The sequence below is a fragment of the Herminiimonas sp. GW821-FHT09C12 genome (assembly GCF_059416385.1).
In genome coordinates this window covers 1208237-1223889 of record NZ_JBWKPC010000002.1, presented here as the reverse complement: position 1 = coordinate 1223889, position 15653 = coordinate 1208237, and the positions used below count along the sequence as shown (strand labels likewise).

Annotated in this window: 15 protein-coding genes; all 15 read left to right on the top strand. The window is 50.5% G+C overall.

What is annotated here, in order from left to right; genetic code table 11:
* Window positions 1–12: 12 nt before the first annotated feature.
* The 15 genes from AC07N2_RS15545 to AC07N2_RS15475 all read left to right on the top strand — a co-directional run bounded on the left by AC07N2_RS15545 (window position 13) and on the right by AC07N2_RS15475 (window position 15615).
* Entirely contained in the window at window positions 13–504 is a 492-nt protein-coding gene (locus tag AC07N2_RS15545; RefSeq protein WP_076591025.1) for a chemotaxis protein CheW, read from the top strand.
* A gap of 126 nt (window positions 505–630) precedes the next feature.
* Window positions 631–1509: a CheR family methyltransferase gene (locus AC07N2_RS15540; RefSeq protein ID WP_076591026.1), complete on the top strand. Its 879-nt coding sequence runs from the start codon at window positions 631–633 to the stop codon at window positions 1507–1509.
* A gap of 8 nt (window positions 1510–1517) precedes the next feature.
* Entirely contained in the window at window positions 1518–2129 is a 612-nt protein-coding gene (cheD, locus tag AC07N2_RS15535; protein WP_076591027.1) for a chemoreceptor glutamine deamidase CheD, read from the top strand.
* Window positions 2130–2174: 45 nt separating this feature from the next.
* A complete protein-coding gene (locus AC07N2_RS15530; RefSeq protein WP_494779059.1) occupies window positions 2175–3254 on the top strand; it encodes a protein-glutamate methylesterase/protein-glutamine glutaminase in 1080 nt (359 codons plus the stop codon).
* Window positions 3255–3405: 151 nt separating this feature from the next.
* Window positions 3406–3804: a chemotaxis response regulator CheY gene (cheY, locus tag AC07N2_RS15525; RefSeq protein ID WP_012079943.1), complete on the top strand. Its 399-nt coding sequence runs from the start codon at window positions 3406–3408 to the stop codon at window positions 3802–3804.
* Between the two features lies 1 nt (window position 3805).
* Window positions 3806–4462 carry a protein phosphatase CheZ gene (cheZ, locus tag AC07N2_RS15520; protein WP_494779058.1) on the top strand — a complete coding sequence of 219 codons (657 nt, stop codon included), beginning with the start codon at window positions 3806–3808 and terminating at the stop codon, window positions 4460–4462.
* 59 nt (window positions 4463–4521) lie between these two features.
* On the top strand, window positions 4522–5736 hold the full coding sequence (locus AC07N2_RS15515; RefSeq protein WP_494779057.1) for an EAL and HDOD domain-containing protein: 1215 nt from the start codon (window positions 4522–4524) through the stop codon (window positions 5734–5736).
* Window positions 5737–5890: 154 nt separating this feature from the next.
* Window positions 5891–7063, top strand: coding sequence for a flagellar biosynthesis protein FlhB (gene flhB, locus AC07N2_RS15510; RefSeq protein ID WP_076591031.1), 1173 nt, complete (start codon window positions 5891–5893; stop codon window positions 7061–7063).
* Entirely contained in the window at window positions 7060–9144 is a 2085-nt protein-coding gene (gene flhA / locus AC07N2_RS15505) for a flagellar biosynthesis protein FlhA (RefSeq protein WP_076591032.1), read from the top strand. Before flhB ends, flhA begins: the two co-directional genes overlap by 4 nt.
* Entirely contained in the window at window positions 9141–10406 is a 1266-nt protein-coding gene (gene flhF, locus AC07N2_RS15500) for a flagellar biosynthesis GTPase FlhF (protein WP_494779056.1), read from the top strand. Before flhA ends, flhF begins: the two co-directional genes overlap by 4 nt.
* Window positions 10399–11214, top strand: a complete 816-nt coding sequence (locus tag AC07N2_RS15495; RefSeq protein WP_494779055.1) for a MinD/ParA family ATP-binding protein — start codon at window positions 10399–10401, stop codon at window positions 11212–11214. The genes flhF and AC07N2_RS15495 overlap by 8 nt, the downstream gene beginning before the upstream one ends.
* Window positions 11215–11221: 7 nt before the next feature.
* Window positions 11222–11953, top strand: a complete 732-nt coding sequence (locus AC07N2_RS15490; RefSeq protein ID WP_076591035.1) for an RNA polymerase sigma factor FliA — start codon at window positions 11222–11224, stop codon at window positions 11951–11953.
* Window positions 11935–12675 carry a flagellar motor protein gene (locus tag AC07N2_RS15485; protein WP_076591036.1) on the top strand — a complete coding sequence of 247 codons (741 nt, stop codon included), beginning with the start codon at window positions 11935–11937 and terminating at the stop codon, window positions 12673–12675. Before AC07N2_RS15490 ends, AC07N2_RS15485 begins: the two co-directional genes overlap by 19 nt.
* A gap of 38 nt (window positions 12676–12713) precedes the next feature.
* On the top strand, window positions 12714–13502 hold the full coding sequence (gene motD, locus AC07N2_RS15480; RefSeq protein WP_494779054.1) for a flagellar motor protein MotD: 789 nt from the start codon (window positions 12714–12716) through the stop codon (window positions 13500–13502).
* A 364-nt stretch (window positions 13503–13866) separates the two neighbouring features.
* Window positions 13867–15615: a ShlB/FhaC/HecB family hemolysin secretion/activation protein gene (locus AC07N2_RS15475; protein ID WP_494779053.1), complete on the top strand. Its 1749-nt coding sequence runs from the start codon at window positions 13867–13869 to the stop codon at window positions 15613–15615.
* The last annotated feature ends 38 nt before the right edge of the window (window positions 15616–15653 follow it).

Below are 15653 nucleotides of genomic sequence, written 5' to 3'. Positions count from 1 at the left end.
AGGAGAATCACTATGATTCACAACATACAAAACAATACAACTGGTGCTGAAAACGGCAACGAGTTTCTGGCTTTTACGCTAGGCAAGGAAGAGTACGGCATCGACATCCTGAAAGTTCAGGAAATCCGCGGTTATGAAGCAGTGACACGCATTGCGAATGCGCCAGAGTTTGTCAAAGGTGTGGTCAATCTGCGCGGCATCATTGTGCCTATCGTCGATATGCGCATCAAATTCAATCTTGGTGAACCGACCTACGATCAATTTACAGTCGTGATTATTCTCAATATCGGTGGCCGTGTAGTTGGCATGGTAGTGGATAGTGTTTCGGACGTGATTACTTTGTCACCTGAGCAAATCAAACCGGCACCGGAAATGGGCACTGCTTTCAATACCGATTATTTGATCGGTTTGGGAACCTTGGATGAACGGATGCTGATCTTGGTGGATATCGACAAATTGATGTCCAGCACAGAGATGGGTTTGATTGAAAAAATTGCAGCGTAATCATTGAAATAAAAATTGCCGTGTGAGCGAGCAGAACAAGGCTGCGCAAACAGTCGCGTGTATGGTTATTGAAAGACGCATATTCAGCTAGCGTGATATGCAACAGGCGAAAGGGAAATCGGCAGTATGAAAGTGACTTCTCAGATCAGATCGGAAGGCTCCAAAGAGTTCGAGTTTACAGCTCGTGATTTTGAACGAGTGCGGGCTCTTATTTATAAAAGAGCCGGCATCGCTTTGGCCGAGAGCAAGCAGGAAATGGTTTACAGCCGTTTGGCCCGTCGCCTGCGCGCAACGGGTATCGGCTCGTTTGTTAGTTATCTGGACCAGCTTGAACAAGGTGGCAATGATGAAGAGTGGGAAGCGTTTACCAACGCACTGACAACCAACCTCACTTCATTTTTTCGCGAGGCACACCATTTCCCGATTCTTGCCGAGCATCTGAAAAAAATTAAAGAACCGATCGAAATCTGGTGTTCTGCTGCATCAACTGGTGAAGAGCCGTATTCGATTGCGATGACCGCATGCGAGGCGTTCAATACCTTGACACCACCGGTGCGCATCATTGCAACCGATATTGATACCAATGTATTGAACACTGGTGCCAACGGTGTGTATTCGATGGATCGACTGGATAAAATGTCGCCGGAGCGCGCGAAGCGCTTCTTCTTGCGCGGCAAGGGTGCCAAAGAAGGCATGGTGCGCGTACGTCCCGAGCTGCGACAAATGATTACCTTCAAACAGGTGAATCTGCTGGCGAGCAACTGGGCAATTTCGGGACAGTTCGATGTGATCTTCTGCCGCAATGTGATGATCTATTTCGACAAGCCTACGCAAGGAAAAATACTGGATCGCTTTGCGCCCTTGATGAAGTCGGATGGTTTGTTATTTGCCGGTCATTCCGAAAACTTCCTGTATGTCACGGATGCGTTCAAGTTGCGCGGGAAAACGGTTTACGAGCTGGAACAGAATAAGAAAGCGGGTTCGTCGCCAACACGTCGAACATAACAGAATCTATGAATGAATTGACCAAAGAACATTTCGCCACGAATGTCTATTACGACCGGACATTCGATCGCGACGCAGCCAAGATCTTGCCGGGTGAGTATTACTACACCGGTAAAGATATGCTGATTGTGACCGTTCTTGGATCATGCGTATCAGCTTGCATACGTGATCGTGTCACCGGTGTCGGTGGGATGAATCACTTCATGTTGCCGGATAGTGGTGGTGATGCAGATAGCCCGATTTCTGCATCGGCGCGGTATGGCACGTATGCGATGGAGATTCTGATCAATGATTTGTTGAAAGCTGGTGCGCGGCGCGAGAATCTGGAAGCCAAAGTATTTGGCGGCGGTAATGTCTTGAGTGGCTTCAGCTCGATTAATGTCGGTCAGCGTAATGCACAATTCGTACGTAGTTTTCTGAAGATAGAAAACATTCGTATCGTTGCAGAAGACTTGAATGACATACATCCACGCAAGGTGTATTACTTCCCGCGTACGGGCAAAGTATTGGTCAAAAAACTCAGGCAGTTGAACAACAATACATTGGTCAATCGCGAACAGGATTATGCGAATCGTCTACAGTCTGGCAGTGTCAGCGGAGACGTGGAACTCTTTTCTTGATGCAAATAAATATATCTATAAAAAACGCTATACCAAGGCAGCCTCATGAAAATTAAAGTATTGATCGTGGATGATTCAGCGCTGATACGCAGCGTGATGAAGGAGATCATCAATAGCCAGCCGGATATGGAAGTTGTCGGTGTGGCGCCAGATCCGATTGTCGCGCGCGATTTGATCAAGCAAACAAATCCTGATGTATTAACGCTGGACGTTGAAATGCCGCGTATGGACGGCTTGGACTTCTTGGAAAAATTGATGCGTTTGCGTCCGATGCCGGTGGTGATGGTGTCTTCGCTGACCGAACGCGGTTCGGAAATTACCTTGCGTGCACTTGAGTTGGGCGCGGTTGATTTTGTGACCAAGCCGAAGATGTCGATTCAGAGCGGCATGCTTGAATATACCGAGATGATCGCCGACAAAATTCGTGCAGCATCGAAAGCGCGCATCAAGTCACGACCTATCGTGCCGCACGATCCGAACAAGCAAACTGGCGATGGCGTTTTACCATTGATACGTAATCCGCTTACCAGTAGTGAGAAACTGATCATCATCGGTGCATCTACCGGTGGCACCGAAGCGATCAAGGATTTCCTGATGCAGATGCCATCTGATTGCCCTGGCATTCTGATTACACAACACATGCCGGCTGGATTTACCAAATCGTTTGCGCAACGTCTGGATAGCTTGTGCAAAATCGGTGTGAAGGAATCGGAAGGCGGCGAACGGATTTTGCCTGGCCATGCCTATCTGGCTCCTGGTCATTCGCATTTGCAGTTGGTGCGCAGTGGTGCCAACTATGTCACGCAACTTGATCAAGGCCCGCCGGTCAATCGTCATCGTCCATCGGTCGATGTGTTGTTTCATTCTGCTGCAGTGCATGCAGGCAAGAATGCTGTCGGTGTAATTCTGACAGGGATGGGTAAAGATGGCGCATTGGGTATGCTCGAAATGAAGAATGCCGGTGCTTATAACTTCGCGCAAGATGAGGCGTCATGCGTAGTATTCGGTATGCCGCGTGAAGCGATTGCGGTCGGTGCGACGCATGAAGTTGGCCCTTTAAATGCACTGCCAGGAATGGTTTTGGGTCATCTGGCGACGCATAGCAGCCGCGCATTGCGCGTCTAAGTGGTTTTTTGATACAGCTAGTGTTGGTTTCTTCCGATTTGCTTGTATCCTCGGTGCATAATAGCGATGCATCAAAATGAGACGATGCGTTAGACCATGTTCGATTCCTTATCAGGATCGATGACGATTTAAAGAATTAATGGAGTAATTCATGGCAGGCCCAAATACCAAATTTTTAGTTGTTGATGATTTTTCAACAATGCGTCGCATTGTTCGCAACCTCTTGAAGGAACTGGGCTATACGAACGTCGATGAAGCCGAAGATGGCGCAATGGCCCTCGCGAAATTGCGTAGCGAACAATTCGACTTCGTCGTGTCCGACTGGAACATGCCGAATATGGATGGTTTGACGATGTTGCAACATATTCGTGCCGATCCAGCACTTTCCAAATTACCAGTGTTGATGGTCACGGCAGAAGCGAAAAAAGAAAACATCATTGCGGCAGCACAAGCCGGCGCAAATGGTTATGTGGTCAAGCCATTTACCGCTGCGACACTGGACGAAAAACTCGCGAAGATTTTCGAAAAACTGGCTGCAGCCGGAGCCTGAGTTGAGCGGCGCCTCATCTGCACAGACGGTATCCGAAACAGATCACGCAAATTTGGCGAACGACGAAGTGCTGTCGCGCGTTGGTCACATGACCCGCGCGCTGCATGAGAGTCTGCGCGGCTTGGGTTTCGATCAATTGATAGAACGTGCTTCGCACGATATCCCTGATGCACGTGATCGCCTCGATTACGTTGCACGCATGACAGAGCAGGCTGCACAACGTGTCTTGAATGCGACTGAGGCAGCTGGTCCTTTGCAAGAGCGCATTCAATCTGATGCCGCCGCAATGTCTACCGAATGGCAGCAAGCCTTGCAAGGCGACTTTTCTGAAGAAAAATATCGCGCCTTGGCAGAACAGACCATAGCTCATCTGAATGCCACACAAAGTGCGACGACAGAAACCAGACAGCATCTGATGAACATCATGATGGCGCAGGACTTTCAGGATTTGACCGGGCAGGTCATCAAGAAAGTTACCGAGCTGGCGCATGGCTTGGAGCAGCAGTTGCTGCAATTACTGGTCGATTACGCTCCGCCTGAGAAGAAGAAAGAAGTCGATACTGGCTTGCTGAACGGGCCGCAAATCAATCCAGTCGGTAATGATGTGGTTGCTGGTCAGGAACAGGTCGACGACTTGCTTGAAAGCCTGGGTTTCTAATCCATTGATGCGCCGCCGTTTGTCATTCCGACTTCCGTTGTACTTTCCGCTTATTTCCTATGTCTGAAATGAAATTCATCGTGCGTGAGCCGTTGCTGAATGCAACACAGCAGATCCTTGGATACGAGCTGTCGTGGCAAAGCAATGAACAAGATGGCGGCATGGCCAGCGATGAGGATTTGCTGGAGCTGGTGACCTTTGTCGCTACGCAATTGCACGACAAAGAATCAAATTGGTTGCTGAATGACAGCGTGCTGTTTTTTGAAGCGACGCCGGCTTTGATTGCTTCTGATGTAGCAAAGAAACTGCCTGCAAAAAATACAGTATTTCGCCTGACCTCAGCCGATCTGGCGGATAAAGAAACGCTCAGAGTAGTGAGTGACTTGCGACAGCAAGGTTATGGAATTTCGCTGCGTGATGCAGATACTTTGCCGCATAACAGCCAGCTCTTGCAAGTCGTCAGTCATGTTGAGGGGCACTTCAGTCGTGATAGTGTTGATGCAAAAGTAATCGAGCAGAGCGGTTTGAAATCTGCCGGTGTCAAATTGGTCGCGCGTCAGATCGCTGATTGGCGTGAATACGATCATTGTGTCGCAAACGGACTGTATGCGTTCATAGGCAATCTATACCTGACACAGCGCCCAAATGCTGAGAAAAAGGGATTGAATTCAGCACAGCTCATCATTGTCCAGTTGATGGAAATGGTGCGGCAAAATGCCGATATTCGCGAGCTGGAAGAAGTGCTGAAGCGCGATGCTGCTCTGTCATACAAGTTATTCCGTTACATCAACAACGTCGGTTACGGTTTGGGGGCGGAAATCCAATCCCTGCGTCATGCCGTGACGATGCTTGGTTATTCGCCTTTGTATCGCTGGTTGTCTTTGTTGCTGGCCACGGCAAGTACGCATAGCCATTCGGCCGTGCTGATGCAGACGGCGATTGTGCGTGGTCGCTTTGCAGAATTGGCCGGGCATGGCATTTTGCCCAAACATGAGGCTGAAAACCTGTTCGTGGTCGGTATGTTTTCCCTGCTGGATCGTTTGCTGGGTATTCCGATGGAAGAGGTATTGAGTAAAATTCAGCTCTCGGAACCGGTAGCACAGGCATTGCTGACGCGTGATGGCATGTACGGTCCATTCTTGGCACTTGCCGAGGCATGCGAGCCGAATAATGGCGATATTGCAGCGTTGGCTGACTCTCTTTTCATCAGTTCGCGTCAGGTCAATGAGGCGCATTTGGCCGCACTGGCCTGGGCGCAAGCCATCAAGATTTAGTTTTCCCTTCAATTTCCCGCTTAGCACGACTTAAAAAGCGGGATCTTTCCCATCCTATTCCCTCGATCACCTTAAGGCTTTCTAGCCAATAATCCACTCATAGGTCCGTATGGCGTCATGTTGAATGCCAGCGGGAGTACCTCAGGAGTCGGCTTTGGCTGAAGAAAGTGATCTCGAAAAGACTGAACCCGCGTCACCGCGCAAGCTGGAGCAAGCGCGGGAGCAGGGTGATGTGCCGCGTTCGCGCGAGTTGGCGACCTGTACGCTGTTACTGGCTGCGGGCGCTGCTTTCTGGATCACCGGTGGCCGCATGATCGCTCAACTGAACGCCACGCTGGCGTCTGGTCTTTCTTTTGATCGCGAGATGGCCTTCGATATGGAGTTGTTGCTGGCGCATGCCGCCGCCAGCATTATCGATTTGCTGATCGCGTTTGCACCTGCGGCATTAATCCTGATTGTGGTGGCATTGGCATCACCAGCGTTGATAGGCGGATGGTTGTTCAGTGCACAAGCCTTGCAACCTAATTTTGGCCGTATGAACCCGATGAAGGGCTTGGGCAATATGGTTTCCAGTCGCTCAGCGGTGGAGTTGGGTAAGGCAATTGCCAAAACCATTCTGATCGGCTGGATCGCTTGGATGGTAATCCGTTATGAATTTGATGCGGTGCTGGCGCTGAGCGTGGAACCGTTGAAGTCAGGCACCGAACATTTGGGCCATTTGCTGGTCGTCAGTTTTATCTTTATTGCGAGTGGCTTGGTCATTATTGCGATGATCGATGCGCCATATCAAATGTGGCAGCACGCGAAGAAATTGATGATGTCGCGTCAGGACGTCCGTCAGGAATCCAAGGAATCTGAAGGTAATCCGGAAATCAAGGCGAAGATACGCCAGCAACAACGCGAGATGGCACGCCGCCGCATGATGTCCGAAGTACCAACCGCAGACGTCGTCGTGACCAATCCGACGCACTATGCAGTCGCATTGAAATATTCCGAAAACGGCATGCGCGCACCGAAGGTCGTCGCCAAAGGTGCAGATGAAGTCGCCGCCAAGATCCGTGAACTGGCAATGGAAAACAATGTGGTGCTGCTGGAAGCACCACCACTGGCGCGTGCGCTGTTCCGTCATGCCGAATTGGGCGATGAAATCCCTGAAAAACTCTATATCGCTGTGGCCGAAGTATTGGCTTATGTATTCCAGTTGCGCGCATACAGCAAGAGCGGTGGCGCACGTCCGGTTAAACCGGACGATCTCGATGTCCCGCCAGAGATGGATCCCCTTAACCCTGCTGCAGAAGATGCAGATACGAATGGCCTGCCACAATGAATAGCCTGAAATTACCCGCCTGGATGACCGGCGAAGGTTCGAGAGCCATCGCCGCACCGCTGATCATCATCATGATGTTGTCGATGATGGTGCTGCCGCTGCCGGCCATCGTGCTCGATATTTTCTTCAGCTTCAATATTGCGCTATCCATCATCGTATTGTTGACCGCTTTGTACACGGTCAAGCCACTCGATTTCATGGTGTTCCCGACGGTGCTCTTGGTCAGCACCATGTTGCGTCTGTCCTTGAACGTGGCATCTACACGCGTGGTGCTGACGGATGGCCATAACGGTCCGGATGCCGCAGGTAAAGTGATTGAGGCCTTCGGCCATTTTCTGATTGGTGGTAACTACACTGTTGGTATCGTGGTGTTCGTGATTTTGACCATCATCAACTTTACGGTTGTGACCAAAGGTGCGGGCCGTATCGCTGAGGTGGGTGCACGTTTCGCATTGGATGCGATGCCGGGTAAGCAGATGGCGATTGATGCCGACTTGAATGCTGGCTTGATCGGTGAACAGGATGCACGTCTGCGTCGTACGCAAGTTGCACAAGAAGCCGAGTTCTACGGCGCGATGGACGGTGCAAGTAAATATGTGCGCGGCGATGCGATCGCCGGCATTATCGTCACGGTGATCAATATTGTCGGCGGTCTGATCGTCGGTATGGTGCAACACGATATGGGTTTTTCCGCTGCGCTGGAAAACTATACCTTGCTGGCAATTGGTGATGGCTTGGTTGCGCAGATTCCTTCGCTGATTATTTCCACTGCTGCAGGTATCGTCGTTTCACGCGTGGCCAGTGAGCAAGATATTGGCGGTCAATTGGTAGGGCAGTTGTTTGCCAAGCCACAAGTGCTGTATATCACCGCTGCGATCATTGGCGGCATGGGCTTGATTCCTGGCATGCCACACGTTTCTTTCCTTTTCCTCGCCAGCATCATGGCCGGTGCGGCATACATGATTTCGCAACGTGCATTGAAAGCCCCGCAAGTCGAACCTGAAGTGACTGCACCACCAGCGGCGCCGGAAGTTGAAGAAGCGAGCTGGCAAGATATTGTGCAAGTCGATACCTTGGGATTGGAAGTCGGCTATCGCCTGATTCCTTTGGTCGATAAATCACAAAGTGGGGAACTGCTGCGTCGGATCAAAGGCATACGCAAAAAATTCGCACAGGAAGTCGGCTTCCTGTCGCCGCCCGTACATATCCGCGATAACCTGGAATTGAAGCCATCTGCTTATCGCATCACGCTCAAAGGTGTGGAAGTTGGTAGCGGCGAAGCACTGGCGGGTCAGTTCTTGGCAATCAATCCAGGCATGGTCAGCGGCACTTTGCCTGGACCAACAACCAGCGATCCAGCCTTCGGCTTACCAGCAACCTGGATCGATTCCAACATGCGTGAACAAGCGCAAGGCATGGGTTACACCGTCGTCGATGCCGGTACTGTCGTAGCGACCCATTTGAATCACTTGATCACAACGCATGCTGCTGAATTGCTAGGTCGTCAGGAAGTGCAGCAATTGCTCGATCACTTGGCCAAGGAATCGCCGAAGTTGGCAGAAGATTTGGTGCCTAAGGTGATTCCACTTTCGACTCTGCAAAAAGTATTGCAAAACCTGTTAATCGAAGGCGTCCATATCCGCGATATGCACACCATTATCGAAACCTTGTCCGAGCATGCTCCTTACACACAAGACGTGAATGAATTGACCGCATTGGTGCGTGTGGCATTGGGTCGTGCCATCGTGCAGCAATTGTTCCCATCGACGAACGAATTGTCAGTCATGACATTGGACAACCGCCTTGAACGTTTGCTGACACAAGCCTTGCAAGCAAGCGGATCCGAAGGCGCCGGCATCGAGCCAGGCTTGGCTGACACGATAGCTGCGCAGGCAGAAGCCGCGACGCGCCAACAGGAATCATTAGGATTAACACCGGTACTGCTGGTGCCAGCGCAATTGCGCGCATTGCTGGCGCGCTTCCTGCGTCGTGCCTTGCCGCAGCTCAAAGTGCTGTCGCATGCAGAAGTCCCGGATTCAAAAACAATCAGAGTAACTAGCTTAGTTGGAGGTCAGGTATGAACGTTAGAAAATTTACAGCAAGCACGTCGCGAGGCGCATGGAGTTTGGTGCGTGAAGCACTCGGACCAGATGCGGTCATCCTTTCCAATCGTGCGGTGGATGATGGTGTCGAAATTCTGGCGCTGGCCGGTGAAGACATGGCTTCGCTTTCCGAGCCTGTTATCGAAAAAACAGCACTTTCTGAATCTACGTTTGCCGCATTGGCACCGCAGCACAAGTTAGGTCATACACCCACTTTGGCAATTACATCCAATGTCGCCAGCCAAGCAGATACGACAGAAATCAATAGCGCCGAGCTGAACGATGTGATGAACGAAATCCGTTCGATGCGCGGCATGCTGGAAATGCAATTGACTGAAATCGCATGGAACGGCCAGCACAAGCGTGAACCGGTCAAATCCACAGTGTTGCGTGAGATGCTGGCTGCCGGATTCAGCGCCAGCCTGGCGCGCTATCTGATTGAGCGTTTGCCGGCAGGTTCTAGCAATCAAAGCGGGATGGAATGGATCAAGTCGATATTGACCCGCAACCTGACCACCATCGGTGATGAAAACGAGATCCTTGAAAAAGGTGGCGTCTACGCATTGGTTGGCCCGACCGGTGTAGGTAAAACGACAACCACGGCAAAATTAGCTGCGCGTTGCGTTATGCGTCACGGTCCTGGCAAGCTTGCCTTGATTACGACCGACGGCTATCGTATCGGCGGTTACGAGCAATTGCGCATCTACGGCAAAATCCTCGGTGTCATGGTGCATTCGGTCAAGGATGAAGCTGACCTGCGCATTGCGCTGGATGAGTTGAAAGGCAAGCATACTGTCTTGATCGATACCGTTGGCGTTAGCCAGCGCGATCAAATGGTCGCAGATCAGATCGCAATGTTGTCCGGTGCTGGTAGTCAGGTCAAACGTCTGTTGTGCCTGAATGCGACTTCAACCGGTGAAACGCTCAATGAAGTAGTGCGTTCTTACATGGGCAATGGCCTCGCAGGTTGCATATTGACCAAAATGGATGAAGCTGCAACCATTGGTAGTGCACTAGATATAGTCATACGGCAGAAATTGAACTTATACTACGTCGCGAACGGTCAACGCGTACCGGAAGATCTGCACGTCGCCAATCAGCAATATCTGGTTGAACGTGCATTTAAACTCAAGCGCGAAACAGCGCCGTTCCAGTTCAGTGATGCGGAGATACCTTTGGTGATGGCAAATACGGCACGTTCGATGAACGATAAGAGCTTGCGTGAGGTGATTCTTGGGTAGTTTTAAATGTGATCAGGCAGAAGGTCTGCGGCGACTGCTCGCCGGACCAAAGCCGCGCATTTTCACTTTTTTGTCAGCCACTTCAGCGGCAGAAAAAAGCGCGATGCTGGTCAATCTGAGCGCCTCGCTTGCATCGAGCGGCAGTGATGTCGTGCTGTTGGATGCTTGCGTCTCCACAAATGGCATCACGCATCGCATGGGGGCAGAAGTACAAGCAACCTTGCTGGACGTTGCGCGCCAGGAGCGCGCGCTGAATCAAGTCGTGCAAGCCATGCCACAAGGCTTCGGTCTGGCATCGCTGACGCGTGGTTCACTCCATGCCGCAACACGTGATGCGAATCAACTGCGCCGTTTGTCGAATGCATTTGGCGTGCTGGCATCGCAATCTGACGTGCTGATGGTTGATGCCGAACTGGATGAAGACGGCAATTTACCTGTTCCTGCGATGGCGAACGGCGATATCGTCGTGCAAGTTTCTCCCGATGCGGCATCGATCAAAAACGCCTATGCATTGATCAAACGATTGAATGCGCAATTAGGCCGTCGTCCGTTCAGCATTCTGGTGACTGGAGCAGACGAGCAGGAAGCAGCGCTTGTTTATCAAAACATGGCACAAGCTGCCAGCCGTTATCTGGCAGTGGAATTGCATTCGATAGGCTCTGTGCCACAAGATGAGCAAACGACACGCGCGGCGCGTCTTGGTCGTGCGGTGATAGAGGCCTTCCCGATGGCTGGTGCATCGGTTGCTTTCAGACGTCTTGCAGAACGTTTTACCTTATCCGCCCATGGCGCCAAGTTCGGAGCCTGAATCACCTATGTATACCGCGGCTGGAAAATCAGACAAAGATCATCTCGTAGGAGAACATGCGCCCCTGGTTAAAAAACTAGCGCATCAGATGAAAGCCAAGTTGCCGCCTAGCGTGGAAGTGGATGATTTGATTCAAGCCGGCATGATCGGCTTGCTGGATGCTGTTAGCCGCTACGAAGAAACACATGGCGCGCAATTCGAAACCTATGCCGTACAACGTATACGCGGCGCGATGCTGGATGAGTTGCGTAGCAGTGACTGGATGCCGCGCAGCATGCGTCAAAACATGCGCAAGATCGAGGTGGCAATGAACACCTTGCAGCAACGTCTGGGACGTGCGCCGAACGAGAGCGAAGTTGCGAAGCAACTCAAATTGTCACTGGCTGATTATCAGGATTTGTTGAGTGATGGCGGCGGTCATCAACTGGTGTATTACGAAGATTTCCACGATAGCGAAGACAACGAACATTTCCTCGATCGTTATTGCACAGATGAGTCGCCGGACCCACTGCAGAATTTGATGAATACCGGTTTTCGTGCTGCAGTTATTGAAGCAATTCATGCGCTGCCGGAACGCGAAAAAATCCTCATGGGTTTGTACTACGAGCAGGAAATGAATCTGAAGGAAATCGGTGCCGTTATGGGCGTGACCGAATCACGCGTATCGCAATTGCATAGCCAGGCTATCGCCAGGATGCGTGCAAACTTAAGGGAGAAAGCGTGGACTGGGGTAGCTTAATTGGTATCGCGCTGGCGCTCGGTGGCATCCTCGTTGGGCAAATGCTCGAAGGAGGAGGGCTGGGTTCGCTGGTGCAGCCTGCCGCGTTCATCATTGTCATCGTTGGCACTATAGGTGCGGTCCTTCTGCAAAGCGGTTGGCGCAATTTTGCGCAAGGCGTAAAAATGGCGGGTTTGGTTTTTGTGCCGAAGGATGATGACTATCAAGCTTTGATCAGCGACATTACCAGTTGGAGTGTGATCGCACGTCGCGAAGGATTGCTTAGTTTGGAGCGCGTCATCAAGGATGTTAACGATCCATTTATCGCGCACGGTTTGCGTTTGATCGTTGATGGCGTTGATCCAAATAAATTGCGTGAAGTGCTGGATATGGAAATCGGCGCTTACGAAACGCGTCAGCGTTTGGCAATCAAGATATGGGAAGCAGCAGGCGGCTACGCGCCGACTATCGGAATTTTGGGCGCTGTTCTCGGCCTGATACACGTGATGGAAAACTTATCAGATCCAAGCCGCCTCGGCAGTGGGATTGCCGTCGCATTTGTGGCGACGATTTATGGTGTTGGCTTTGCCAATCTGGTTTTCTTGCCTATCTCCAGCAAGCTCAAAGCTCTGGTCAGTCGCGATATCTTCAAACGCGAAATGTTGGCTGATGCATTTGCCGGTATTGCTGCAGGTGACAATCCGCGCTTGATCGAAGAGCGCATGAATATCTATTTGATGTAACGGTAGTTTTGCTTACAGCATCTGCAGATTGATCAACCATGGCACGTAGAAAACACGAAGAAGAACATGAAAACCATGAGCGTTGGCTGGTGTCCTATGCCGACTTCATCACACTCTTGTTCGCCTTCTTCGTCGTCATGTATGCGATCTCTTCTGTTAACGAAGGCAAGTATCGCATTCTCTCCAACTCCCTGGGCATCGCCTTCGGTGGTGTCACCGCCAAAGCGCCAGTCTTGAAAGACCCGGCCGAATCGAACACGGCGATCATGTCGTTGCCGATTCCCGCACCATCATCGGCAGCACAACGTGCCAATGACGCTATCGTCAAACGTGAAAAAGCACGGATGACCAATATTGCGCGCGATATCCTCAAAGCAATGGCGCCGCTGATTAGCCAAGGCAAGGTGCGTGTCACGCAAACCAATCGCGGCGTCAGCGTAGAAATTAATGCGAGCGTTTTATTCGCGCCAGGTGAAGCGAAGTTGAATGCGCAATCGGATGCCGCCTTGCGTGCCGTCGCACAAGTATTGAAAAAGGTCGACAACGATATTCAGGTGGAAGGCCACACTGATAACACACCTATTAACAACTCAGCGTTCCCATCCAACTGGGAATTGTCAGCGGTGCGCGCCAGCAGCGTCGTACGACTTTTCATTGACAGCGGTGTCGATGAAAAACGCATGGTGGCCATGGGACACGGCGCCAATCTGCCGGTAGACACCAACGAGACACCGGAAGGCCGCTTGCGCAATCGCCGGGTGCAGTTAATGATTCTCTCAGGCATGCCGGATGTGGTGACTGAAGTGCCGGTAACGCCGGAAGACTAAGTATTGCCAGTTAGGTTTTATGCCTTGATTTTTAGGTTTGTTACCCTTTAAATTCGATTTTCTAAATCCCCCGTTTTATCTAATTCCCTCCATTCTTGCTTGCCAAAATGGCCTTGCAAGGCTGCAGCAGCTGTAAAAACACGCACCTCAAATTTTCTGTGATTGTTTAGTTGATATTAGATATTTCTACAGATGTAAAAGTACATATTTAGTTATTTGTTTTTAATGTGTCTTATATGTAGATAAAAACATATAAATATATTTATACATGTTTAGCAAAATATCCCATGGCTATGGGATGTAATCGCATACAACTTTCTATATTGTCGAATATTTCTTTTGGGCAATATTAGGACGTTCTTCAATGATCGCAATAGCAACGCAAGAGCAAGTCGCTGTAATCCCTTTTTTCCGCAAGTCGCTTTTAGTTTCAATTCATTTGGTGATCAGTGGGCTCTTCTGCATTTCTTCTGCATTTGCCCAGAGTCTTGCTGCTGATGAATTATTAAGGCAGCAAGAGCGTGAAAGGCAATTACGCCTGCAGCAGGAGCAAACACCTGATGTGCGCTTACAGGCCCCGGTCACACCGACATTGACTCTTTTACCTGAGGACGAGTCACCATGTTTCCGTATTGATCGCATCACACTAGCAGGTGATGCTGCCGATCGCTTTCAATTCGGTTTGCAAAGTGTGATTGATGGAAAAGACTCGCCCATCGGGAGATGCCTTGGTGTCAATGGCATTAATCTGGTCGTGAGTCGCATACAGAACGCAATCGTAGATAAGGGATTTGTTACGACACGCGTGCTTGTTTCCCCACAAGACCTCAAGTCCGGTGATTTGACTCTTACTGTCATTCCAGGACGTGTTCGGAATATACGCTTTGCATCTGACTCCGATTCACGCGGAACTAAATGGAATGCGATCCCGATCAAGTCTGGCGACATTCTGAATTTGCGCGACATCGAGCAAGGTTTGGAGAACTTCAAGCGTGTTCCTACTGCAGCTGCTGACATCAAGATTGAAGCGGCCGAAGGAGAAGGTGCGCAGCCGGGGCAAAGTGATCTGGTTATTTCCTATCAGCAGAGTTTTCCTTTTCGCGTATCCGTTTCTATCGATGATTCAGGTTCCAAATCAACGGGTAAATACCAAGGTGGCCTGACCCTTTCCTATGACAATTGGTGGACGCTGAATGATTTGTTTTATGTCAGCATCAACCATGATTTGGGTGGTGGTGACCGTGGAGCACGAGGTACACGTGGTGGCGTCGTTCATTATTCAGTGCCGTTTGGATATTGGACTCTGAGTACAACCGCTACGCGCAATCGTTACTTCCAGACTATCGCCGGCCTGAGTCAGAGTTACGTCTATTCGGGTACGAGTGCGACCAATGATCTGAAGCTATCTCGTGTCGTTTACCGAGATGCTCAACGTAAAACGACTATGTCTTTACGTGCTTATCTGAAAGAGTCAGACAACTTCATTGATGACACTGAAGTGCAAACTCAGCGTCGAAGGACTGCAGGGTGGGAGTTGGGTATTGGGCATCGCGAATTCATGGGTGCCAATACACTCGATTTGAATCTTACCTATCGTCATGGCACGGGTGCGTTCAATGCGCTCGATGCACCGGAAGATCTTTTTGGGGAAGGTGCTTCCCGTCCCAAAGTCTGGAATGCTGACGTGTCCTTGTCGGTGCCATTCCAACTTGCGCAACAGAACCTTCGTTATTTAGGTGCATTACGTGTGCAGTCGAACGATACGCCATTGGTTCCTCAAGATAGATTCGCCATCGGTGGGCGGTATACGGTGCGTGGGTTTGATGGTGACATGATTTTGTCGGCAGATCATGGATGGACGTTACGTAATGATGTTGGCCTGCTGCTCGGAAGCAGTGGACAAGAACTTTACCTCGGCCTTGATTATGGCGAAGTAGGTGGCCAATCCAGTCGATATTTGCTTGGTACACGCTTGGCCGGTATGGCGCTTGGCCTACGTGGTGGCTTTCTTGGTGGCTCATACGACATCTTCGTCGGACAACCTATAAAAAAACCGGATGGATTCAGGACTGCCAATACCACGGCGGGCTTCAATCTTAACTGGAGCTATTAATACGATCGATGCGATTTGCATCTACACCGTTCTCATAT

Excerpts from the sequence above, each read along its gene's own strand:
- AC07N2_RS15540 (WP_076591026.1), top strand. The coding sequence starts at position 631 with ATGAAAGTGACTTCTCAGATCAGATCGGAAGGCTCCAAAGAGTTCGAG.
- AC07N2_RS15475 (WP_494779053.1), top strand. The coding sequence starts at position 13,867 with ATGATCGCAATAGCAACGCAAGAGCAAGTCGCTGTAATCCCTTTTTTC.
- cheD (WP_076591027.1), top strand. The coding sequence starts at position 1,518 with ATGAATGAATTGACCAAAGAACATTTCGCCACGAATGTCTATTACGAC.
- AC07N2_RS15515 (WP_494779057.1), top strand. The coding sequence starts at position 4,522 with ATGTCTGAAATGAAATTCATCGTGCGTGAGCCGTTGCTGAATGCAACA.
- flhA (WP_076591032.1), top strand. The coding sequence starts at position 7,060 with ATGAATAGCCTGAAATTACCCGCCTGGATGACCGGCGAAGGTTCGAGA.
- AC07N2_RS15490 (WP_076591035.1), top strand. The coding sequence starts at position 11,222 with ATGTATACCGCGGCTGGAAAATCAGACAAAGATCATCTCGTAGGAGAA.
- flhF (WP_494779056.1), top strand. The coding sequence starts at position 9,141 with ATGAACGTTAGAAAATTTACAGCAAGCACGTCGCGAGGCGCATGGAGT.
- AC07N2_RS15530 (WP_494779059.1), top strand. The coding sequence starts at position 2,175 with ATGAAAATTAAAGTATTGATCGTGGATGATTCAGCGCTGATACGCAGC.
- cheY (WP_012079943.1), top strand. The coding sequence starts at position 3,406 with ATGGCAGGCCCAAATACCAAATTTTTAGTTGTTGATGATTTTTCAACA.
- AC07N2_RS15545 (WP_076591025.1), top strand. The coding sequence starts at position 13 with ATGATTCACAACATACAAAACAATACAACTGGTGCTGAAAACGGCAAC.
- motD (WP_494779054.1), top strand. The coding sequence starts at position 12,714 with ATGGCACGTAGAAAACACGAAGAAGAACATGAAAACCATGAGCGTTGG.